The sequence below is a fragment of the Arhodomonas sp. AD133 genome (assembly GCF_051195215.1).
In the GTDB taxonomy this organism is placed as follows: domain Bacteria; phylum Pseudomonadota; class Gammaproteobacteria; order Nitrococcales; family Nitrococcaceae; genus Arhodomonas.
In genome coordinates this window covers 1-24184 of record NZ_JBNAZM010000001.1, presented here as the reverse complement: position 1 = coordinate 24184, position 24184 = coordinate 1, and the positions used below count along the sequence as shown (strand labels likewise).

Below are 24184 nucleotides of genomic sequence, written 5' to 3'. Positions count from 1 at the left end.
CACCCTCGTGCAGACCCTGGGGCTGGAGGTCATCGCCGAGGACGAGGAAACCGAGCCGGCCCGGGCGTTGCTCACCCGCTACGGCATCCGCGCCTATCAGGGCTATCCCCCATGAACGGGGGACATTGTGCTCATCATCCGCCCGAAAATCCCCACTGGGGAGCAGTGGAAGGGGCGAATGCCCTTGATCTAGGATGGTGGGTAATCGTCGCAGGTCCGCGCCGTCGCGTGGGATCGCGCCATGCCTCCACACCAGGGTTCCTGGTGTCAATCCGGTAATGGTGCCGTGTCTTTAGCTCAGGGAAACGCAACCCATGAACGTTGACGGGGTCGCCGATACCGGGGATCGCACGCTGGGCGCCGACGAATGGCGGACATTGCTGAGACATCTCAGTGCCCTCGCGGATCGGGACATCATTGTCCTCCGTGGCCGGGAGCCAAGCATGGTGTACGTCAGCCCCGGCCTATGCGCGCACTTGCAGCGGCGCGCTGAGGATTTGCTCGGGCAACCATTGGGAATCCTCTCGACCCGGCTCGAACGCCTGGCCAGCGAGCGCTCCCTCGGCACCTCCCGGACGGTGTCACTGCAGCTCACCGACCCTGGCCTGACAGTGCCCCTCGAGGTCCGTGCATCCGCAACCCGATTGGGCGAGGGCGATGCAGGACTCGGCGTGATCGCGCTTACCTGGCTGGAGAAGACGGCACCGGAGCACACAACCAAGGCGTCGCGGTCCGTTCGCGCCGAACCCGGCGGACCCACGGCGGAGGAGGGCGCTGAGCTGCTTAGCCAGCTGGCGGCGACTTTCGAGGGGGTTTTCTGGGTAACCGACATCCATGTCCCCAAGGTCCTTTACGTCAGCCCTCAGTTCCAGCGTGTCTATGGCCACCCCCCGGACGCGCTGTACCGCGACGCCACGCTCTGGCTGGACATGATCCTGCCCGAGGACCGCGATCGCGCGGTGGCGGCTTTTCGAGCCCAAGCAAACGGCCACGCCACGGACATCGAGTACCGCATCCAACGCCCCGACGGTGCCGTACGCTGGATCCGTGATCGCGCCTGCGCAGTGCGTAACCCTGCGGGCCAGATCTATCGAGTCGCGGGTATCGCCGAGGATGTCACGGAGCGCCGGGCAGCGGACGAATCCCTGCACACCCTGCGCCAGCGATTGACCGACATCACCGAGAACATCGACGAGGTGTTCTGGCTAAGCAGCATCGACAAGGAACACCTCTATTACATCAGCGCCGCGTTCGAGCGCATCTGGGGCATCTCGCGCGAGCAATTGCGTACCGCGCCGTGGAGGTTCTTGGAGGCGGTGCATCCTTGCGATCGTAATCGGGTGGAGACAGCCATCACCACCCGGCAGGTCAGCGGTGATTACGACATCGAGTACCGGATCGTACGCCCGGATGGCGACGTGCGCTGGGTGTCCGACCGGGCCTTTCCGGTCGTCGACGAGAGCGGTCACGTAACGCGCATCGCCGGAGTGGCGAAGGACATAACGGCCCGCAAGGCCGCCGAGCACGCCCTGCGCGAGGAAAAGTCGTTTATCGGCCAGGCCCTGGAAAGCTTGCCCGGCGTGTTCTATGTATTCGACGCCGATGGGCGCATGAGGCGGTGGAATCGCCGCTTCGAGAAGGTTAGCGGGTATTCCGCCCAGGCGATTGCCGAACTGCACCCCCTCGATTTCATCGCCCCGGAGCAACGGGGGGCGCTTCGCGAGAGGATCCGAGAGATACTCACCTACGGCAATGACGTCCGCATCGAGGCACAGTTGCTGACCGCCGACGGGCGGCGAATCCCTTACCTGTTCACCGGCGAACGAACACTGGCCCACGGCACCCCATACGTGGTCGGACTGGGCGTGGACATCAGCGACCGGGTGCGTGCCGAGCAGGCCCTCAAAGAGAGCGAGGCCCGCTATCGCAGCTTCATCGAACACACCAGCGAGGGGATCTTCTCCTTCGGCTCGCGCTCGCCAATCCCCACGGATTTGCCGGTAGAGGAACAAGTCTCCCGCATGTACGCCGCACGCGTCGAAACTTCCAACGACGCCCTGGCCCGGATGTACGGGTTCTCCGAGGCAAACGACGTGATCGGCCTCACCTTGGCCGATCTCCACGGCGGTGACGATATCCCGGAGAACCGTGAATTCCTCAGGCAGTGGATTCGCGGCGGCTACCGGATCACCGATGCCGAGACAAGAGAGGTCGACCGGGCGGGCAACACGGTCTGGTTCTCGAACTCCGTCGTGGGAGTCGTGGAAGGCGGGCAGCTGGTGCGGGCGTGGGGCTCACAGACCGACATCACATCGCGTAAGGAGGCCGAAGAGGCACTGCGACTGTCGGCGAGCGTGTTCGAGAACACCGACGAGGGCGTCATCATCACCCGGCCGGATGCCACCATTGTCGACGCCAATCCCGCCTTCTCCGAGATTACGGGTTACTCGCGGCAGGAAGTGATCGGCGCGACCCCGCGCATACTGAAATCTGGCGTGGAGAACTCGTCACGCTATCGTGAGCTCTGGCAGAGCCTGCGGGAAGTCGGCCACTGGCGGGGGGAATTATGGAACCGGCGCAAAGACGGCGCGTTGTACCCGCAATGGCTGACCATAAGCAGCGTCTACGATAATAACGGCCGCCTGACCCACTACGTGGGTGTGTGCTCGGATATCAGTCAGATCAAGCACTCCGAAGCCCAACTGGATCATCTTGCGCATCACGATCCGCTTACCGATCTTCCCAACCGATTGCTGCTGAACGAGCGCCTGGAGCATGCGATCCGCCAGGTCGAGCGCCGTCATGGCGGTCTGGCGGTGGTGTTTTTGGATATCGACCATTTCAAGCACCTCAACGACAGCCTGGGCCACCCGGTGGGGGACCAGCTTCTGTGTCAGCTGGCCAAGGCCCTCACCGAAGCGGTGCGTACCGACGACACGGTGGCACGCATCAGTGGCGACGAGTTCGTCCTGGTTCTCGAAGACATAACGAGTGCCGACGACGCCTCCGTGACTGTGAACAAGCTCATGGCGATATTCGAGCAGCCATTTCTGGTCGAGGAGCGAGAGGTGCGCATTACCGGCAGCGCCGGTATCAGCCTCTGCCCCGAGGACGGCGCAGATCCGGCTACGCTGCTGCGCAACGCCGATGCCGCTATGTATCTCGCCAAAGAGACCGGTCGGAACAACTACCACTTCTACACCGAAGATCTGACCCGGCGGGCGTACGAACGCATGCTCATGGTCAATGATCTGCGCAAGGGCCTGGAACGCGACGAGTTCTTCCTGGTTTACCAACCGCAAATCGATCTCGAAACCGGGCGGGTCGTCGGTGTCGAGGCGCTAATCCGTTGGCGTCATCCAGAGCGCGGTCTGGTTCTCCCCGGGGAGTTCATTCCCCTCGCGGAGGAGTCGGGTCTGATCCATCCTCTGGGGCAATGGGTCATGCGCACCGCCTGCGAGCAGGCGGTGCGCTGGTCGGACGCTGGCGTCGCGTTCGGCCGCATGGCCATCAATATCAGTGGACCGCAGATCCAGAAGGGCGACCTTCCGGAGCAGGTTCTCCAGGTCCTGGAAGACAACGGCTTGCCGCCCGACCGGCTGGAGCTGGAGGTGACCGAGGGATTCATCATGCAGCACACCGAGCAGGCGGTCTGCCAGCTAAACCGCCTGCGTACCCGGGGTGTCATGCTGGCTATTGATGACTTCGGGACCGGGCACTCCTCCCTCAGCTACCTCAAGACTCTACCGGTGCACAAGCTCAAACTGGACAAATCGTTCGTCCAGGATATACCCGACGACCACAACGACATGGCCATCTGCGCTGCCGTGACGGCGCTGGGCAACAGCCTCGGGCTCGTCGTCATTGCCGAGGGCGTCGAGACCAACGAGCAGGCCAGCTTTCTACTCGATCAGCGGTGTCGCCAGGCACAGGGCTTCTACTACAGCAATGCCCTGATCGCGGAGGACATCCATTCTTTCCTCGAAAGGCCAAAGCCGACATCCGGGGCGAGCTTGCGTCTGGGCCGCTGACTGCTGGCGGCGGGTCGGGAGGCCGGTCGACGCGATCGCTCCCTGAGCGTCGGTCGTATCGGTGTGGGCCCCGATGAACTGCAGGTAGTGCCACAGGCCGCCGTAGGCGAAAGGTCGGCACACGCTCATCGCGCATTCAGCAGCGCGAGCCTAACGGCGGTGCATTGCGCCGGCTGCATCACACCGGCAGGGCAGGGCCAGCTCGGTCAGCCGCAAAAAGGTGGATACCGGTTCGAGTCACGCGCGAAGCCGGCGAGAAGTATTTGCCTTGGGGGACTGCAGGGGTCGGCTGCGTCTAGCTGCGGTACCCCGCCGCCAGCGGGAAGCCGGTGTTGAGGTAATGGCGCATGGTCTCGCCGGGCACCGGTGTGCAGATGAGGTTGCCCTGGACGAAATCACAGCCGCAACGGCGCGCGAACCTGAGCTGTCGGGGCGTCTCCACGCCCTCGGCCACGACTTTCAGACGCAGGCCGTGGGCCATATTGACGATGGTCTCCACGAGGTGCGCCGCCTCCGGGCTGCGCTCCACGTCGTGAATGAAACTGCGATCGATCTTGACGGTGTCGAACGGTAGGTCCTTGAGGTAACCAAGCGATGAGTAGCCCGTGCCGAAGTCGTCCATGACGAGCTGAATACCAATCCGCTTGAGCGCATGCAGATACTCACGCGCGACGCCGGCTGCATTCAGGGCTGTGCCCTCGGTGATCTCCAGTGAGATCCTTCCGGCGGGCAAGGAGCACTCCCGCAGCACCTCGACGGTGCGGCCGAACGCCTCCTGGGAGTGCAGTTGATGGGGCGAAACGTTGATGCAGACGAAGGGCATGGCACTCTCCGGGCTCTCGGGGCGCTGCGCGCACCACTCGGCCCAGTCGTGACAGACGGTGCGAACCACCCACGTGCCCAGCGACATGATCTGTCCCGACGTTTCGGCAACCGCCAGGAACGGCTCGGGGCGCAGCCGGCCGCGCGTGGGGTGATCCCAGCGCAGCAACGCCTCGGCGCCGGCCAGCTCACCGGAAGCACCGTGGATGATTGGTTGGTAGAACACCCGGAACTCTCCGGCTGTAAGGGCCCGCTTGAGTTCACGCGCGGTGCGCGCGTGCTCGTGGGCCTGGCGGGACATGCTTTCCTCGAAGAAGCAGTACGTCGCCCGCCCCGAGCCCTTGGCCCGGTACATCGCCAGGTCCGCATATCGGCAAAGCATCTCGTTGTCCGAAGCGTCGATCGGGTACACGGCGATGCCCATGCTGACGCTGCACGGGATCTCCTTGCTCGTGGCCCGGACGGGGGGCGAGAGCGCGGCCATTATCTTGTCGGCTACCGTGGCCACGCTGTGCGCCTCGTCGAGGTCCGTGAGAACGACCGCGAACTCGTCACCGCCGACACGAGCCACTGTGTCATGGTCCCGAACGCAATGGCTGAGTCGCTCCGCCACCGTCTGCAGCAACGTGTCCCCGGCCTCATGGCCGAGTTGGTCGTTGATTATCTTGAAGTGGTCGAGGTCGATGAAGAGCAGGCTCGCCAGTTGGCCGTGGCGGTGGGCCTCGCGGGTGGCGGCGTCGAGGCGCTCCGTGAACAGCGCACGGTTCGCCAGCCCCGTGAGGACGTCGTAGTAGGCACGCTGGCGCAACTCCCCCTCGACGCGCTTCTGCTCGGTGATGTCCGTGAACAGACCCGCATGCATGGTTTTGTTGCCGCGCTCGTCCGGAATGGCAACGAACGAGACCCGCACCGGGAAAAGCCTGCCGCCCTGGCGCCGGCACCACAGTTCGCCGTCCCATTTGCCGTTGCTCGTCAATGCCAGCCAGACGGCTTCGAGGGCATCGCGGTCCTGGCGCTCCGAGACGAAGTGCTCGAGGTCCTGACCCTCGAGGTCGGCCCATTCGAATCGCGTCAGGTCGGTGTAGGCCTGGTTGGCCCGAATGATGCGTCGCTCACAATCGACGACCAAGATGCCCTCCAGGGCGGCCCGTATTACCGCATCCGCCTGACGCCACGCGCGCTCTGCGGCCTTGCGCGCGGTGACGTCCGTGACGACGGAGCGCAGGGCATTCACCCGACCCGAATCGTCGGCCACGGGGGTGGTCTGCAGCAACGCGTCAAACGTGCTGCCGTCCTCACGGGACAGGCGCAGCTCACAGGCACTCTGGCAACCCGTTTGGAGGACCTCCCGCCGATGTTCGAAGTAGACCGGCTGGTCGTCCCTGGCCACGAACCGGTACAGGCGCGCTCCGACGACCGCTGCGCGCGGTGTGGCCAGCATCCGCGCCAGCGTGATGTTGGCCTCCCGTATAGCCCCGTCCGCGGACACGGTAATGTAGCCCACCGGTGCGAAATCGTAGAGGTCGATGAACCGGTCGCGGGCGTCGGTGAGCTCGCGTTGAGCGTCGACGAGTTCTCTGTTCTGCATTCGCAGTTCGATCTGGTGGACACGCAACTCGTGAACGAGCGCCCGTGCCTCCTCGGCCGTCAGCTCGCTGACAGCCTTCTCGCTTGCATCAGTGCCGAGCTCAGCCTCGGCACGAGTCCGCAACTCATCCAGATTGTGTTTGCCATCGGCGGCCATGAAACCCCGTCTCCTGCTCGGAAGGCGCACACACGGCTCGCGCTCATCGCCGGTGGGTCACCAATACGCATTATGGTGGACTGATCGGCCGCCGTGGCGGCGATTTCATGACCTGCGTCAAAGCTCGCCGAACTTACTAATCCGATCACAGGTAATGCCACATGTCAGCGAGGCTGTCGGGCGTTCTCGCAAGGCGCGAGGCGCGTGGTGTAGCAAGCGCTACATGAGCGACGAGCAACGCCGCGAGAGCGCCCGACAGCCTCGCCCGAAGGGAGCGCTTGTGCGGCCCGGCTGCGGCGTTGCGCTCACTCGACGTGAGCCTTGCCACGCCTTCGCTCGCGCGCCTGGCAGCCGAATCGCACAAGCGCTCTGACACGTGGCATTACCTGTGATCGGATTAGTACTGACCTTTTCGAAAGTATTGCCAGATCTCAGCGTTCGTCAGCGTGCCTGTTCGCTTCGATACGCCTCGACGGTATACCAACACAGTGGGTTTGCGATATCCCGAGTCAGCGACCTCGATGGTCAGGGGCGCGAGGAGCGCGGTGTGGCGAGGTCTACATGAGTGACGAGCAACGCAGTCCACAGGCGCGCTGACGAGCCCCCGAAGGGAGCCGTTGTGCGGCTCCGAGACAGGGTAATATCTGTCGCAAGGTTAGTATGCCGGTAGCGGTGGTGAATCCATCACTCACACGCTTCGTCCACCAGCTGAAGGTACGCGACGGCGTGGGTCGCCTTTCCGTCCGGGTTGCGGATGGGGGCGAGGAATGCGTTGGTGCTAATGGAGTTGCCGTCGCGGCCGAGGAACCGGACTTTCCCTGTCCAAGTGCGGCCCTGCCGCAGGCTCGCGTCCATTCGCCGACGGTCCTCGTCGGTCACTCCGGGGGCGGAGAGGGCGTCCGTCACCTGGCCCACGTCGTTCGGGCGATAGCCGGTAGCGTTGCAAAAGGCCCCGTTGACGTACTCGATGCCGTCCTCCAGATCGACGAGCAAGGCCATGTCCTCGCACTGTCCCAGGGTGTCCCGCAGCCTGTCCAGAAATGCGAGACGCGACTCCTCCGTGACGTCAACGAACACCATGACAGCGCCGATGACCCGCTCCGCAGCGCTGCGATAGGGGCGCATGCGGATCATGTACATGTGCCCGTCCTTTCCTTCGACCTTGAGTTGCCGTTGGGACAGGGAGTCGACGACCGCTTCCAGCTCCCGCTGCAGCTCCGTGTGCTGCAGCTTGTGGCTAAGATCGTCAATGGGGCGGCCGACGTCGGAATCCAGAAGCGGGATAATGGACCTGACCGCCGGCGTGAAGCGCTCGATCCGCAGCTTTTTGTCGACGAACACGATCCCGATATCCGTGCTCGCGAGCAGTATGTCCATGTCCTGCTTCGCTCGGCTCGCCTCCTCGACCTTGTTTTCCAGTTCAGCGTTCACCGACCGCAGCTCGTCGTTGACCGACTGCAGCTCCTCCCGGGAGGTCTCCAGCTCCTCATTGCTGCTCTGCAGTTCCTCGTTGGACGACTGGAGCTCCTCGTTCGACGACTGCAGCTCTTCGTTGGCGGTCTCCAGCTCCTCGATCGTTGCCTGCAACTCCTCCCGCGTTTCAGAGAGCTCCCGCTCGAGCTCGGCGACGTGCTCGCTCGCATCCTCCGCACTTTCGGCTACCGTTTCCCCGGAGCCCTCCTCGGCACGCCCACCCTGTTCCTCCAGAAGCACCAGCACGCTCCCCGGGGGCGCCCCGGGATCGTCGAGGCGATATGCCATCACTCGGACCTGCTTGGCTTGCCCCGCGGTCTTGATCCGGGTAATGCCAGCGGCACTGGCCTCTTCGTTCCCCCGCACGCGCTGGAGGACTCCACCGACCAGACCCTCCAGCCCCGGCCGCACCATCGGAAGGAGGTCGAGGGTCGGATCACCGGCGGCCGGCTGCAGGAAAGTGCCGGTGCTGCCGTGGACATAGAGCAGGCGGTTGGAGCCATCGACCAGCACAGCCGCAGGCACGTGGTTGGCGAGCAGCACCCGGTGCACCAGATCGCCGAAGTTGACGGGTGACGGCTCCGGGACTGCATCCCGCGGCGTGTGCCTCTCGGGAGCATGCGGGGTGAAATGCGGCAGCCCGTGGTAGGTATGGCGGGCCGCCTCGCGGTTGCGGCGTACGTAGATCTTCCAGCGGCTGTCCACCACCGCGAAGAGGTCGTCCACGTTGCCGACGGTCTCCGCCGTGCCAAGAAAAAGATAGCCCCCCGGCTTCAGCGCGTAGTGCAACACCGGCAATAGCCGGCGCTGCAGATCGGCACCCAGGTAGATGAGCAGGTTGCGGCAGCTGATCAGATCAACCCGGGAGAAGGGCGGATCCTTGACGACATCCTGCTCGGCGAAGACCAGCATTTCGCGGAGCATCTTCGTAACCTGGTAAAAGTCACCATCGCGCGTGAAGAACCGCTGCAGGCGCGCCGGGTCGACATCGAGCGCGATGCTGGCCGGATAGCGGCCCTTGCGCGCCTTCTCGAGGCTCGAGGTATCGATATCGGTGGCGAAGATCTGCACCGGAGGCTGCTGCTTCAGCCCGTCCAGGGCCTCGGCCAGCAGGATGGCGATGGAATAGGCCTCCTCCCCGGACGAGCACCCCGGCACCCAGACCCGGAGTGGGTCATCGGCCCCGCGCTTGGCCAGCAGCCTCGGAATCATGACCTCGGCGATGGCTGCGAATGCCTCAGGATCCCGGAAGAAACCCGTAACTGGAATGATCAGCTCCTTGAAGAGGCGATCGAGCTCCGCCGGCTCTTCACGCAGGAGCCGGAGGTAGGTTGGATAGTCATCGGTCCGGTGGACCGCCATGCGTCGCGCCACGCGGCGCAGGATCGTCGTGGTCTTGTAGCCGGAGAAATCGTGGCCGGTGCGTTCCCGCAGCAACGCGAAAATCGCCGGCAGGGTCCGTTGCCACTCCCGCTGCCGCTGCGGTGCGGGTGCCCTGGGAGCGCCCTGCATCTGCTGGGCATGATACTTGGCTAGTGCATTGGGGATTTCCCCAGCGGGCAGCTCGAAATCCGCCTGGCCCGTGGCGAGGGCACTATTTGGCATTCCGGCGTACTCGGCCGTCTCTGGCGACTGCACAGCAACGACGCCATCTGCGGCCTTGATCTCCCGCACGCCCAGCGTGCCGTCCGTACCCGTGCCCGAGAGAATGACGGCGAAACCGCGCTCGCCCCGGTCCGCCGCAAGGGAGCGAAGGAAGTAGTCCACCGGCAGATGGCGGATGTCAGGCATGTCGGCAACGTGCAGCACGCCGTCCCCGATGGACATCAAGCCCCCTGGAGGCATGACGTACACGTGATCCGGCTGCGGGATCTGTCCGTCCTCCGCGGCCACTATCTCGATCTCCGCCCGGTGCGCCAGAAGCTCCGGCATGGCGCTCGGGCGCCCCGGGGCGAGGTGCTGGATCACCACATACGCCATGCCGGAATCCGGCGGTACCGCCGCGAAGAACTCCGAAAGGGCACCGAGACCGCCGGCGGAGGCGCCGATAGCCACGATAGGGTGGCGCCGGGCCCGCGACCCCACGGTTGCATCACCCGGGGCGGGCGCCGCGTCGCCATTGCCGTGGGTGTCGCGGCCCGTCGCCTTCTCGTCAGGCGCGCGTGTGGTCTTTGCGCGCCTGCCGCTGCCCTTCGAATCCATCACTGCGACCCCGTGCTATGCCAATTCGTGCCTGAACATCATTGTAACGGACGGACTCACCGCACTACGTTGGATGGACTCGGCGCGGAGCGTGACCGCCGTGACGCGTTCCGGCGGCTCCAGGCCTAGCGGACGTGGCGGGCGGCGGAGGGCCAGCATGCCCAGCGCCTTAGCGAGCGACGGAAGTTGCTGGTGTCGTGGTAACCGAGACAATCAGCGACAGCGCCCGCTGGCAGCCTGAGATCCTGCATGAGAAAGGATGCCAATTGCCGGCGGACCCCGTCCGCTAGCTTCTGGTAGGCCGTATTGTGCCGGCCGAATTGCCGTTTGAGGGTGGCAGGGCTCATGCCGAATGCCTCTGCGAGCTCCGGCAACGACGGCGTGCGCTGAATGTCCGCCAGCATGAACTCGCGAACCCGCGTCAACAAACTCTCGTCGGTTTCACGCCCACCCGGGACACGGCAGGCGGATGCAGCCATCCGGAAAGCGGTTTTCGACGCCCTGGGCCAGGCCAGCCAGGTACTGTGTTGATTGATGCTGAGGGCGCAGTACGGATAGCCGAAGGACAGGTTCGGGCCAAGCGCCACTTCGTACTGTTCGAGCCAGGCGGGTTCGGAATGGCTCAAACGGGCCTGCCAGGATAGCTTGTGACCACCCAACCAGTCCGCCAGGGAAACCACCGCGCTCATCCAGGTCTCGACGGCGAAGCGTCGGGTCGCGGCATCGCCGAGCACACCGAATGCGTCCTCGAACAGGACGTGACACTGCGCTGCGGAGAACAGCAATCGCGGTTTGAGCAGCGGAAAATAGACATCGCTGTGATCGGCCAGCAACCGGAGCGCCGTCGCCAGGTCAGGGGCATGCAACAGCGCCGCCGAGTAGTGGTTGAAAATCCCTGGCCATAGACGCTGCCCGAGCACGAAACTGCAGTCAGGATGCTGACTGAGCCGCGCGGCGTTACCGAAGATGCGCGCCAACTCCAGGGGGCTGATGCGGCGATTGCCGTCGTGCAGCGTCTCACGAAATACCCGGGTGCCGCGCAGGAGGTGGTTCGGATCGATGCCACGATCGACCAGCAGATCGAGTAACAGGGCTACGTGCCCCGCCACACCGATGAACCGCCGGGTATTCTCCAGCCACGGCCGGGCAACCGGCGGCGCCTGTGCGAGTCTCACCGTTGCGCCCCGGGGCAGTGCGATCAGGTGGTCCTGCATGCCGGCGCTAGCCAGCGGCTGTCTTGCTCGTGTACCGGCGACGGGCCGCGAGCATCGCCGCGGCCCGTCGCAACAGATCATCCGGCGAAAACACCGCACTTCCAGCGGTTGTGTGGCTACGGGCGGCGTCCGACGCGCCGACGCTCGCCACGCCGACGGCAAGCCCTAGCGGAGTGCGCGGCATGCCGGGCGCCGTGTACTGGTAGTTGCTGAAGAAAGCAGCAAGGCGCTCCGCGAAGCGCTGCGCCTCGGCGTCGGATACTCCGAGCAGCAGGATGACGAAACGACCACCTGCGTAGCGGCAGAGCAGGTCGTCGGAATCGAGATTCAGCAGAATCAGCTCGGTGGCCGTCAGTAGCATGCGGTCGGCCTGGCGGCCGCCGTAGCGATGGCTGACCTCGTTGTACTGCTCGACCTCCAGCATCACCACCGCGGCACGCGCCCAGGTCGCCGGCGCATTGCGGTGAAGCGCGGCGAGCCGCTGCTTGAAGTAGGGCAGCTTCGCCACCGGCAGGCAGCCATCGAGCTCGCCATGGGAGCGGAACAGGCGCTCGCGCTTGTCCATGAATCGGTTGATCATTCGCTGTTCGCGGCACCATGCCGCGATGGCGGCAGTGAGCAACAACAGGCCGACGGGCAAGGACTCGATCAGACTGTCCCAGACGACGCCGTCCGCGAGCTCATAGACTTCATCCAGAACATCCTGCAGACAGGCGACGGTGATGCCGATCAGTCCCGTGGCGAAGAGCGCGGTTACCGGACCTTTCGGGCGCACGGACAGGATCAGGACGAGCCAGATCACGACGAACACCACCGTGGCGCCTTCCCCCACGATGTCTATCCAGTCCCAGTCGGCGGCGGGCTTTACATCGCCGAAGTAGGCATTGAGCGCGACCAGCCCCAGGGCGAACCCGAGAAGGGCGAGTAGCCAGGCGCGATGTTCGCCCAGATTGCGCGCCCACCGACGCAGACTCGAAGTGCGGCGCATGCCTGTATCGAAGAATCTCCGGATCAACTCCACGCCAGGTCCTCCCGGGCGTTGTAACGAAAAGGCAACACGGGTGAATTGCGGGCCTTGTAGCACCGTCATATGACGGCATTGCTACACCCGGGATCGTGGGCGGTCCCGTCAGCTCAGGCATCTTGTCGAGAATTCACGCAACAGCCCCTGTATCGACGCGTCGGCGGGGCGGAAACGCGTTCTGGACCCGTCCGAAGAGCTCAAAGGACGCCGAATCATGCGCCTTCAACCGGTACGAAACCGCTACATACCCGGTCCGGCGGCAGGACTGTCACGGAACTGTCTTGATGGCTGACTAGCGTGCGCGGCGCTCGGGCCATCGGTCCGCAGCCATCCATCACGCATGATCGAAGGAGCACGACATGACCGCATGGCGTCATTCCCTGTACGTATGCCTTTGCCTCGCCCTGGCGGGCTGTGGCGGCGATGACAGCGGCAGCGACAGTCCGGAGCCCCCGGACGGCGGCGAGCGTTTGGCCACCGAACTGGTCACATCGGCCAGTTTCGAGGATATCGGGGACGCCGCTGTCTGGATGAATCCGACCACACCCGGCGAGGATCTTCTGGCCGTGGCGCTGGAAGGCGATGGCCTGGCGCTGTTCGATCACAACGGGCAGCTACTGCAGCACGACCCGGTTCGGGCTGTACTCGGCGCCGATATTCGCTACGACATCGCAACGCCCGACGGGCAACGGATCGATCTGCTGGCAGTCGGGCTGCCGGAGGAGGGGGCCTTCGGCTTCTACCGAATCCAGCCCGGTCTCAACGAACCGCTCACGTATCTGGGCAGCCTGCCGGCGACGATCGAGCCGGAGTCGGTCTGTCTTCACAAGAACGTCACCACCGACGAGCTTTCGGTCACCGGCGTCTCGGGGAGCGGCCGTGTGGTGCAGTACAAGCTGCGCTACGACGGCAGTGGCGTGGTAAGCACGGTGATGGATGACACCGGCCAACCGGTGCCGGTACGGCGGTTCAGCGCCGGCGGCGAGCTGAGTGACTGCGTCGTCGACGACAAGACCGCGACCCTCTATGTCGCCGAAGAGGAAGTGGGCGTCTGGGCCTACGGTGCCGGTGCCGAAGACGTCAAAGGCCGGCGCCTCGTGGACAGCGTGTATCCGTTGGGGCGATTGCAGGAGATCGAAGGCCTGGATCTCATATACGGTGGCGCCGGAGCAGGGTACCTGGTGGTCGCGGACGAGGGCGTCGGCTTCTCGGTCTATGAGCGAGGCGGGGAGAATGCCCACGTCACCACCTTCCAGGTGGAAGGCATTGCCGAAGCCGAGGCCCTGGCCATCGGCGCCGACGCCTTCTGGCTGGGCAACACGGAGGCCGCGGAGCCCGTCTACGAAAAGCTCCCCTACAGCACTTACAACCGGGCCGTCACGGCAGCCCCGGTGACCGATGTCCTGAGTCATCGCGAGCTCGAGGTGCCGGACGTGAAGCTGGTGGCGGCCACGGCGGAAACCGACGAAGTCGACGACGACGGCGATGCTGCCGACGACCCGGCATTCTGGGTGCATCCCTCTGACCCGGCCAAGAGCCTGGTACTCGGCACCAACAAGCAGGGCGGATTGATGGCGTACGACCTCTCGGGCAACGAAGTCCAGTACCTCGAGGGCGGCGAACCGAACAACGTCGATCTGCGCCAGAACGTCACCGGCAGCGATGGCCAACAGATCACCCTGGCCGCGGCGTCCAACCGCGAGCTGAACACGATCGCCCTCTATCGCATCGTCGAGGCGACACCGGATCAGCAGCCCATTCAACGGCTGCCCGCGGTCGGAAACCATGTACACGCCGAGGCTGCGGAGCTGGTGTCCGGCGTGGGCGAGGTCTATGGCCTTTGCATGTACAAGGGCTTCGACGGCACCCCTTATGTCTTCGTCAACGGCAAAGACGGGCAGGTTGAGCAGTGGCGGTTGCGCGTGACGCAACAGGGCGTCGCCGGCGAAGTGGTCCGACGCTTCCGCCTGGACAGCCAGCCGGAAGGATGCGTGGCGGACGACCACAGCGGCAAGCTCTACCTCGGTGAGGAAGACGAGGGCATCTGGACGTACGAGGCAGAGCCGCTGACCACCGCCGACCCGACCCGGTTCGCCGCCGTCGATGGATCAACGCTGGTGGCCGATGTGGAAGGGCTGACGCTCTACGATGACGGCACCAACAAATACCTCATCGCTTCCAGCCAGGGCAACAATACCTACGTCGTCTACGATTTGAACAACAGCGGCAGCGTCGCCGGGGTATTCGCGATAATCGGGGACGACGAGCGCGGTGTCGACGGCGCCAGCGACACCGACGGCATTCACGTGGTGCCCGGGCAGTTCGGCGAGCGCTACCCCAACGGAATATTCATCGCGCAGGACTGGTATAACGTCGACGGCGAATACGCCCCCGGAAACCAGAACTTCAAGCTCACGAGCTGGGATGAGGTGATGCAGGTGCTGGGACTATAGGAAGGCGCGCGCACTGATGCCGCCTCACTGAGCGTGTGCGGTGGCATCATCACGCCCTGCTCATGTCCCGTATCGGAACTTCGTTGCATTTTTGATGCACTCCAGTCTCGCCAGGGCCAGGCGCGGCGAGGAGGCGCAACATTGCGCTGGCGAGACTGGGGGCGTTCCCTTCGGGCGCGTCATGGAGCCGATGAGCCGGCCGCTGTGCGAATAGCAGCAGAAAAACGTGACCACCATCAATACGGAATTGAAATACCCCCCTTGCCGCGCGCGGACATCCCGTCAAAGGTGACCGATTGTTCTTCACTATTCCACTGGAATGTCTCGCCTGTGTAAGGGTTCCCAAGGTCGACGTCATCCAATCGTGCCGGCACGTTCCGAGCCTTCACGCCTTGCGCACGTAACCGCACGGTCGCGATCAGAGCCCGTCGCGCGCCCTCCAGATCGGCTACCTGGAGCCCGTATTCCACCCAGTCGGGCTCCGCCACCCCAATCAGATAGCGACCGGTCGGATTGTAGGGTGCCAACCAGTCAGAACCCTGGTGCCGAAACCGGCGTGCGCGGCGCAAGCTCTCCACCGCCGATGGCAGACGGGGGTAGGGGGCGTCGAGTGCCTGAACGATCCGGTCATAACGAGCTGCCAGGCGGTTACTAATCCGATCACAGGTAATGCCACGTGTCAGAGCGCTTGTGCGGTTTGGCTGCAAGACGCGCGAGCGAAGGCGTGGCGAGGCTCACGTCGAGGGAGCGCAACGCCGCAGCCGGGCCGCACAAGCGCTCCCTTCGGGCGAGCCTGTCGGGCGCTCTCGCGGCGTTGCTCGTCGCTCATGTAGACCTTGCTACACCACGCTCCTCGCGCCTTGCGAGAGCGCCCGACAGGCTCGCTGACACGGGGTATTACCTGTGATCGGATTAGTAAGGGAGGCCTGAGGCTGCAGCAAAGGCGCCTCGAGCCGCCAAACCGGACGGTCGAGATAAGAGGCGCGCTCGGTCGCTGCCTCGGTGGAGCGGAAAAACATCCTTGTCTTGTGCAGCTCACCCGCGAAAACGCGCCTCATTGAGCGCTCCTGCGCGGTCAGTGGCTGCAGCCAGCTATCGGGTACCCGCGAAGTACCACCACGAGGGAGCGTCGCGAGGACAGCGTTGGTCCAGAGCAGATTCCGGCGCAAGAACGCGGTTGCCACGCGTTTCCCGATCACTGTGTTGGTGTTCGCCAGCGTCAAACGCCAGAACCGCGCCTCGCGATCCAGCCGAGTCAGTGCCGCGTCTCCGCCCTCATGACGAGCGAGCTGCCACACGTGAAGCCCATGCAAACGGTTAAGCGCAGTGGCCGCCCCGTAGGGCCAAGTCGAATAGTAGTCTGGCGCAGGTTCCCGCCAGTGAGTGTATTGCAGAAGCCGCTGATACCGACGGAGCATCCAGGCGGCCCTCGGCAATGCTGCAGCGAGCGTATCGCCGTCCGCACGGAGCCGGTCGAGACACCTCGCATCCGGCGTCTCGCAAACCGCTATCCACTGTTCCAGTCCCGAAACATCCTCGGACAAATGCGAATGCAGCGAGATTCCAGCGTGTTCGCCATCCCCGGGCGGCGTTCCGGCATCGCGCTGGATCCGGTCGAGGCCAAGCTCGCGCGGGTCCATCCCGCGCGCGGCATCGAGGCCAGCGATATAGGGCACCGCATTGTCAGCAGCGTCGAGCTCACCGTCATGGTGGAGCAGCCTGGCGAAGGACATCGCCGTCGTTGACGGTGGCCGGTCCGCTCTATTGATCAGCAGCAGGGCGGCATAGCCCGCAACCGCACACACCACAAAGCCCGCGAGAAGAAAGCCCGTCCATTTGCCCGTCCGAACCAAAAGCCTCGTTACGTTCATCCCTGATCCTGAGTCGTCTTGAGTCGGTGTCCCGTCTGTGCGGCCGAGCAGCGCAATGTCGGGTATGACGTTGACACTTAGGGCGTTGGCCGCGCCGCGGAGCCGAGCACACACAGCCGCAATGCTAGCGTGAGCCGTGCCCAGGGAGCGACATGCAAGACCCGGACACGCTCGAGCCCCCACAGACGCGTACTTCAGCGAGGCCGCGATGAACCCGACCCCTCGTCGAGTGCGCTTCGACGTCGTCCCCCGGGGACAGCGCACCGCGCTTACGCGGGAGGACATCACCGATACTCCCCCTTCTGCAGGATCGTGGCATGGCTCCTGCAGAGAGTTGAGCAAATCGATCGCTTCGTCCGGCACCGACGATTGCACTGACTTCACGCGTGGCGTGCCACCGACGCCGCGCACTTCTTTGGGAGGCCGCTCCTCCAAAGAAGGAAGAACAGCGAACCGCCGTTGTCTGGCAGTTATCACGGGAAGCGCGGATCAGTAAATGCGTAACCATTGCGGCTCGCGAGAACCCTTGGTCAAGGCGCCAAATCGAGCCGCTTGGTGAGGAACTGTAGCCCGTGACCGCTGCTCGTTTCAGGCCACTGTTGGTCGCGGCCGCTTTGCGCAGGAGAGTCAACCGATGGCACCAACCTCCCTTATGATTCTTCGACCGTTACGGCGTGATGAATGGAGAGCTTTTCGTGATCACCTCCTACGGTTGGATCCGGATGACCGAACGATGCGCTTCTGCCACGCCGTAAACGACGTTTTCGTGCGCGAGCACTGCGAGCGGGCGAAACGCTCCGGAAGCTTGGTGATTGCCTGTTTCGTAGACGATGAACTCCGTGGGGCAGCGGAGGTTACACCGCTGGACGGGGTGTGGCCGCTCACCGCCGAGCTCGCAATGTCCGTGGAGGCTGCATACCAGGGGCAGGGCGTGGGCACCGAGCTCCTTCAGAGCACGCTACTAGCCGCCAGGAATCGCTGCGTGGCGGCTGTGAACGTAACGTGTTTGCTGGACAACGGCAGGATGCTGCATTTAACCCGCAGGCTTGGGGCGCGCATTGTCGTGCACCACACCGCTCCCCCCGCGCAGACGCCGCCGCCATGGCGCAGTGAGCTCACTCGCGTGGAACGAGCGGCACAGGATGGCAAGGCGGTATTTCAGGCGAGGTTCCAGTTTCCGGTCGCGCAAGCGCAGTTGCACGCCGGTTAGTAGCAGATACCGAAGCGAGACAATGGGTCAGGGCGTATTCGAGCTCAGCGTGGCGGCGCCACGGGCGTCGTCGATGACGCTGTAGAGTGCCGGCACCAGAAACAGCACGACCAGCGTCGTGGCGAACAGGCCAAAGACGACGCTGATCACCAGGGGTTTCAGCACTTGGGCCTGAAGACTGCCTTCGGCCAGCAGCGGCAGCAGGCCGAGGATGGTGGTCAGCGAAGTGAGCAGTACGGCGCGGAAGCGGTCGCGGCTCGCCAGGCGCGCGGCGTCTGCTGCGCTACGCTGCGTGGCGCTGCGGAGCTTGACGAACTGCACCAGCAGGATGGAGTCATTGACCACCACACCCGCCAGCGACGCCGCGCCGACCAGGCTCGGCATGGAGATGGGGTAGCCGAGCAGCACGTGCCCCCAGACGGCGCCAAGCCCCGCGAACGGGATCGCCGTCATGACCACCAGCGGTTCCAGGTAGCTGCGGAACTGAAAGGCCAGGATGACGAAGATCCCCACGAGCCCGAACAGGAAGGCCGACTGCACCGAGCCGCCCGTGGTGGCGGCTTCCTTGGCCTGGCCTTCCAGGTTGATCGTCACGCCGGGATACTGCTGCCGCAGTTCCGTCAGCGTCTCGCGGCGCAGCGCGTCGATGATCTGCATGGCGTTGCCGCGGCGGGTGTCCAGCTCGCCGGTCACCGTCACCGTCCGGCGGCCGTCGATACGGTGGATGCGCGCCCACCCGCGGGCGGGCTCCACGGTGGCCACCGCCGATAGCGGCGCCTGACCGCCGTCGGGGAGGGTGATCGTGAAGTCGTCGAGGTCCTGGAGGCTGTCGCGGTCGGCCGACGGTTGCCGCACCTGGATTTCGTAGCTCTCCGGCCCGACCTGAGTCTCCGCCGCTGTTTCGCCGAGAAAAGCCGCGCGCAGTTGCCCGGCGACGGTGGCGGCATCCAGCCCCAGGCTGGTCGCCCCTTCGGCGAGGCGGATGTGGCGCTCCGGCTTGCCGGGGCGCAGGTCGTCCATGACGTCCCGCGGCCCGGCGTAGGCAGACAGGGCCTCCTGCAGCGTCACCGATGCGGCCTTCAGCGCCTGCAGATCGTCGCCTTGCAGGCGGAACTCGAACGGCAGCCCCTGAGGGCCGATACTCGGCTCCTGCATGGTCAGCTGGATGGCCCCCGGAATACGCCCGATCTCTGCCCGCCAGCGGGCATAGAGCACATCCAGGGTGATGGTGCGCACCTCCGCGCCGAGCAGGTCCACCACCACCGTGGCCACGTGGGGACCGGTCTCGTGGGCATCGCGGTTTTCGGCAAAACGCACCTGGACGTCCTCCACCAGGGGCTGCTCGCGGGGTTGCCGCGGGGTCAGCTCGTCGTTCACCCGAGCCAGCGCGTCGGTAATGCGCGCGATGACCGCCTCGGTGTGATGCAGCGGGGTGCCCTGGGGCATAAGCAGGCGGGCCTCGACGACGTCACCGTCGATATCCGGGAAGGCCTGGAATTTGAGATTCCCGCCGGCGATGTAGCCGCCGGTCGCGATCAACGCGAAGGCCATCACCCCGGCGAACAGGTAGCGGTAGCGCACCGCCAGGTCGGCCGCGGTCCCGACGCCACGCTCGCGCAGCGTCTCGAAGGCCGACTCGAAGCGCCGGCGGAAACGTCCCGGCTCACGCTCGGCCATGCGCCGGACCGGATGTACGAGATGGTGGGGCAGGATCAGGAACGCCTCGACCAGGCTGACCGCCAGCGTGATCAACAACACCACCGGCATGACTTCGAGCACCGTGCCGATGTCCCCGGAGAGGAACGCCAGCGGCGTGAAGACGCAGGCCGTGGTGACGAACGACGACAACACCCCCGGCGCGACCTGGGACGTTCCGGTGACCACCGCGTCCAGCGGGCTGCGGCCTTCGTTCAGGTGGGCGGCGATATTCTCGGAAATGACGATGGCATCGTCCATGAGCAGCCCGATGGCCATGAGCAGGCCCACCATGGTGATCATGTTCATGGAGTAGCCGGTGATGGCCATGAAGAACATCGTGCCCAGGAAGGACACCGGCAATCCCAACGCAACCCAGAACGAGAAACGCAGCCCGAAGAACAGCCACATGGCGAGGAACACCAGGAGCAACCCCTGAATGCCGTTGACCACCAGCATCGTCAGCCGGTCGCGGGCGATGGAGGAGACGTCCTGGGCCAGGGCGAGCTCGACACCGGGCGGCGCACGGCGGCGTTCCCGCTCGATGAACCCGCGGAGGGCGTCCACCACCCCCAGGCTGTCCTCGTCCACGGTCTTGTGCACCTCCAACACCGCCGCGCGGCGCCCGTTGAAGGTGATCTTTTGCTCCGGGTCTTCGAACAGGTCCGTCACCGTGGCGATATCGCCGAGACGTACCTCGCCGCCGCTGTCGCCGGCGACGACGACCAGCTCCTCCAGCTCGCGGGGCGAGCGGCGTTCGTCGCGGAAACGCAGGCGTACCTCCTGATCGGCGGTCTCCAGGCTGCCAGCGGGCAGATCGACATTCTGCCGCCCCACGATCTGGGCGAGCTGCTCAACGGAGAGTCCGTGCTGACGCAACACGGGATTGGGCACTTCGATACGCAACTGGTGATCGGAAAACCCGCGCAGGTTCACCAGTGATACCCCGGCGACGCCCTGCAGGCGGTCTTTGAGGATTTCGGCGTAGGCCTTGAGATCCGGCACGGCCATGTCACCGGCGAGCGCCATGGAGGCGACGAACTCGGTGCGGTGGAGTTGCCGCACCAGCGGCGTCTCGGCACGTTCGGGCAAGTCGTCGACTGCGTCCACCTCCGTTTTCACCTCGTCGAGAAATCGCGGGAAACGGCCGCCCTCGCGCATTTCGGCGACGAGGCTGGCGCGGTTGTCCAACGCCTCGCAGCGCAGCTCGCCGAGGTCGGTCACGCCCTCGATGGCGTCTTCCAGGCGCGCGCAGACCGCGTCCTCGACGTCGGCCGCGGCGGCGCCGGGATAGGCGACGTCGATACCCACCTCGCTGGGCTCGTAGCGGGGAAAGGTCTCCCGCTTGAGGGTCGGGGCGGCAAGCACCCCCGCCGCGACGATCAGTATGAGCAGCAGGTTCGCGGCCGTCGGGTGAGCGGCGAAGTATCGAATCATGGGCATGCGTGCGTTCCGCGTGCGTCCGCCAGCAGCGCCGCCTCGGCCGCCGAATCCGCCTGCGGTGCCAGCTTCATGCCGGCGATGGCGGGTACCGGGTCGCTCACCACGACGCGCTCGCCGGTCGCCAGGCCGTTGGCGATGACCGCGAAGCCGTCGTGGCGGTAGCGGACATCGACCTCGCGAATCGCCAGCCGGTCGTTGGCGTCCGCCACGTACACCCGCCCCTGGTGCAGCGCCGTGCGCGGAACGACGACCGCTCGCGTCCGCGCAGGGGCACACAGTCGCACCTCCACGTACATACCCTTGACGAGTGGGGGATTTTCCGGCGGCCGGGCGTCGGCGTAGGGGCGATCGACCACCGCCACCACACCGACCGTTCGCGTCCGCGGGTCAATGGCGTCGCTGATGCGGTCGACACGGGCAGACCACGATGCCAGGGACCGGCGCCCGCCCGGGGTCCGCAGGCGCACTTCGGCCGTCAGCCCCATTCGTGGTAGCAAATCGTCCAAGCGCTCCGGCGCCACCGATTCCGGCGGCCGGCGCGCCGGATCCAGCAGGGCGCGGAATTGGTCTACTGGGACCTCGGCCTCGACCTCGGTGGCCGAGACGGTGTCGCCCTCCATCAACGTCTCCCCGGTAGCGACGTACTGCCCGGTTTCAGCGCCGACAGCACTGACGCGCATGGCGAAGGGAGCGGTAATTCGTGTCCGGGCGAGATCACGCCGAGACTGCTCCCGGCGCACCCGATCGCGCGTCACCTCGGCTTTCAGACGTTCACGTTCGGCGGGCAGTTGGGCGAGCGTGTTCTCGAAGTCCAGCACCGCCTGGCGTTGCTGCAGGTACTCGCGTAGCTGGCCGTCCAGCGCCGAGCGGGACACCGTGCCCTGTTCGAACAGCGTCTGTAGACGCTCGTACTCCCGACGCGCGGGCTCCAGCCGGCGGCGCTCGACCGCCAGCGACCTCCGGACGTTTTCAATCCGGGTATCCAGCTCGGCGACTTGGGCCTCGCGGGCGGCGATGGCGGCTTCGGCCTCGTCCAGGGCCAGCTCGTAGTCGGTCCGGTCTATCTGGAAAAGGAGCGCGCCCCCCGGCAGGATCGCGCCGGTATCGAGCTTGGGGTGCTGATCGACGATGCGGCCGGCGACTTCGGCGATACCCCGCCAGGTTCGCGCGGGACTGGCCTCGCCGTAGCCCAATGCCCTGGGCACCCAGCGCACTTGCGGCGCGGCGACTACCAGGGCGGCGGTGGCAGCCTCGGTGGCAGTCTCTTTCTGGGCCGGTGTCCGATGCGCTACGAGCCAGGCCGCCATGCCGACTCCGATCAGCAGCGGCAGGAGAAAAGCCAGAGTTCGGGCGACGGAGCGACGATTCGGCATGGTGCGGGACCTGAGTCGCTGGCGGGGCACAACGGGGATGATGGAGCTCGCGCAACATGTTAGTCAACACTAACATTTACCATTGAAGCGAAGAACGGCAACGACGGGTTACACCCAATATGCATAGCAGATTACAAAGGCACTAGACTGATTGGGTGTGACAAACCCCCGTCCATGATCTTATGTTAGTAAACACTATCTTTGTTCGGAGGCTGTGAGTGACCGACAAGAGCGAACGCCGGCGCCGGGAGGTCGTGGAAACGATGCTCGATATGGCCGCCTCGCATGGCCCGGATCGCGTGACGACTCGCCTCATCGCCCAGCGACTGGGCGTCAGCGAGCCGGCGCTCTATCGTCACTTCCCGGACGGCAAACCCGGGATGTGGCAGGCCTTGGCCGGAGTCGTGAGCGAGCGCATGAAGGCGGCCTGGCGAAGCGCGCTGGCGACCGCCCCGGTCAGTGCCCCGGAGCGGCTGCGGGCGCTGGTCACCTGTCAGCTCGACCTCATCGCGGCCACACCGGCGCTCCCCGCCATCCTCTTCTCGAGGACACTGCACCGGGACAATGCGGCGCTGCGGACCGGGATTGCCGCGGTCGCGGCACGGTTCCACGCCCGGTTGGAGCAGATCGTCGAAGACGGCCGCCGTAAAGGCGAGCTACGGGAAGATCTGGATGCGGACGCGGTGGCGTGGTTGCTGATCTCCGTGGTTCAGGGCACGGCGATTCGGTGGTCCTTGTCCGACCGGGGCTTCGATCTCGAACGCGAGGGTGCGCGCGTGCTGGATACGGCACTCAATGGCATAGAACCGGTAGAGCGCGGTTCGTAGGACCCGGTGACGCTATCGGGACATCGTGACATGAAAAGTGTAAGGCGCCGGAGGAGATGCTGCTGTGAGACCTTCAAGTATCCTTTTCCTGACACTGACCCTGCTCGCATTGGTGGGAGCCACGGCAAACGCTGCGGAGCCGGTCGGGCCGAAGCTGCCGCCGCAGGTGCGGAGCCTGTTGGTACAGGAAATGAACGCCATCCTGGACGCCAGCGAGGCGATACTCGGGGCCATTGTGCGTGGACAGGATGATGTAGTGGCCACGAAGGCCCAGGCCATACACGACAGTTTCGTTCTTCGACAGGAAATGACCGCGGAGAATCGCAAGGCCTTCATGGAGGCCGTTCCGCCGTCGTTCGTCAAACGCGATCGAGCCTTTCACCGACTGACCGCGGAGTTGGCCGCCGCCGCGCGCGAGGAGAATCGTGTCCGACAACGCCGGTTGTACGCGGAAATGATCGAGGCGTGCACGGCTTGCCATTCGCGTTACGCATCCGATCGGTTTCCGCGACTGCAGTAACGTCCCGGGAGTGGCTCCCTGTGGCGCACTCGCGCGTGCTCGATGGCAAATCCGTTGAAGTGCCCCATGGAGGGGGAACTCGCGGAAGATCCGACTTCTTTCACGCCTGCGGGTTATGACGTGGCGCAGTCAATTAGCGCGAAAGAGGTGGCTCCCGAGATTGGCGAGCACTGTGCCGCGACGGCTGCGATCGGGTCGTTCATGTATACTAATCTTCTCAGAAGTATTGTCATGCGTCAGCCGGTCTGTGCGCCGATGGGGCAAGGCGCGAGGCGCGCCGTG

14 protein-coding genes are annotated in these 24184 nt (G+C 65.0%); 6 read left to right on the top strand and 8 right to left on the bottom strand.

Annotation, left to right across the window (positions count from 1 at the left end; genetic code table 11):
• Positions 1–314 precede the first annotated feature (314 nt).
• Positions 315–4031 carry a sensor domain-containing protein gene (locus ACPEES_RS00070; protein WP_435099447.1) on the top strand — a complete coding sequence of 1239 codons (3717 nt, stop codon included), beginning with the start codon at positions 315–317 and terminating at the stop codon, positions 4029–4031.
• Between the two features lie 295 nt (positions 4032–4326).
• Here the strand turns inward: ACPEES_RS00070 and ACPEES_RS00065 are convergent, their stop codons facing one another.
• The 4 genes from ACPEES_RS00065 to ACPEES_RS00050 form a co-directional block, all read right to left on the bottom strand.
• Complete coding sequence (locus tag ACPEES_RS00065; protein WP_435099444.1) at positions 4327–6597, bottom strand: putative bifunctional diguanylate cyclase/phosphodiesterase; 2271 nt, start codon at positions 6595–6597, stop codon at positions 4327–4329.
• Between the two features lie 684 nt (positions 6598–7281).
• Positions 7282–10272 (bottom strand): CheR family methyltransferase, encoded by a 2991-nt coding sequence (locus ACPEES_RS00060; RefSeq protein ID WP_435099441.1) that lies wholly within the window; start codon positions 10270–10272, stop codon positions 7282–7284.
• A gap of 125 nt (positions 10273–10397) precedes the next feature.
• Positions 10398–11486, bottom strand: a complete 1089-nt coding sequence (locus tag ACPEES_RS00055; protein ID WP_435099438.1) for an AraC family transcriptional regulator ligand-binding domain-containing protein — start codon at positions 11484–11486, stop codon at positions 10398–10400.
• 7 nt (positions 11487–11493) lie between these two features.
• Positions 11494–12507: a diguanylate cyclase domain-containing protein gene (locus ACPEES_RS00050; RefSeq protein WP_435099435.1), complete on the bottom strand. Its 1014-nt coding sequence runs from the start codon at positions 12505–12507 to the stop codon at positions 11494–11496.
• Between the two features lie 362 nt (positions 12508–12869).
• Between ACPEES_RS00050 and ACPEES_RS00045 the strand changes: the two genes are divergently transcribed.
• Entirely contained in the window at positions 12870–14963 is a 2094-nt protein-coding gene (locus ACPEES_RS00045) for a phytase (RefSeq protein WP_435099432.1), read from the top strand.
• Positions 14964–15199: 236 nt separating this feature from the next.
• On the opposite strand, the gene ACPEES_RS00040 is transcribed toward ACPEES_RS00045, so the two are convergent.
• Positions 15200–15433, bottom strand: a complete 234-nt coding sequence (locus tag ACPEES_RS00040) for a hypothetical protein (protein ID WP_435099429.1) — start codon at positions 15431–15433, stop codon at positions 15200–15202.
• 369 nt (positions 15434–15802) lie between these two features.
• Positions 15803–16834 (bottom strand): hypothetical protein, encoded by a 1032-nt coding sequence (locus ACPEES_RS00035; protein WP_435099426.1) that lies wholly within the window; start codon positions 16832–16834, stop codon positions 15803–15805.
• A gap of 634 nt (positions 16835–17468) precedes the next feature.
• Here ACPEES_RS00035 and ACPEES_RS00030 point away from each other — a divergent pair.
• The gene (locus ACPEES_RS00030; RefSeq protein ID WP_435099423.1) at positions 17469–18044 is read left to right on the top strand and encodes a GNAT family N-acetyltransferase; all 576 of its coding nucleotides are present in this window, start codon (positions 17469–17471) and stop codon (positions 18042–18044) included.
• A gap of 27 nt (positions 18045–18071) precedes the next feature.
• On the opposite strand, the gene ACPEES_RS00025 is transcribed toward ACPEES_RS00030, so the two are convergent.
• Both ACPEES_RS00025 and ACPEES_RS00020 read right to left on the bottom strand, forming a co-directional pair.
• Complete coding sequence (locus ACPEES_RS00025; protein WP_435099420.1) at positions 18072–21182, bottom strand: efflux RND transporter permease subunit; 3111 nt, start codon at positions 21180–21182, stop codon at positions 18072–18074.
• Positions 21173–22555, bottom strand: a complete 1383-nt coding sequence (locus ACPEES_RS00020; RefSeq protein WP_435099417.1) for an efflux RND transporter periplasmic adaptor subunit — start codon at positions 22553–22555, stop codon at positions 21173–21175. Before ACPEES_RS00020 ends, ACPEES_RS00025 begins: the two co-directional genes overlap by 10 nt.
• Before the next feature lie 218 nt (positions 22556–22773).
• On the opposite strand from ACPEES_RS00020, the gene ACPEES_RS00015 reads away from it, so the two are divergent.
• The 3 genes from ACPEES_RS00015 to ACPEES_RS00005 all read left to right on the top strand — a co-directional run.
• A complete protein-coding gene (locus ACPEES_RS00015) occupies positions 22774–23382 on the top strand; it encodes a TetR/AcrR family transcriptional regulator (RefSeq protein WP_435099414.1) in 609 nt (202 codons plus the stop codon).
• A 64-nt stretch (positions 23383–23446) separates the two neighbouring features.
• Positions 23447–23902 (top strand): hypothetical protein, encoded by a 456-nt coding sequence (locus tag ACPEES_RS00010; RefSeq protein ID WP_435099411.1) that lies wholly within the window; start codon positions 23447–23449, stop codon positions 23900–23902.
• 66 nt (positions 23903–23968) lie between these two features.
• A partial coding sequence (locus tag ACPEES_RS00005) for a hypothetical protein (protein WP_435099408.1) occupies positions 23969–24184 on the top strand: 216 nt, incomplete at its 3' end.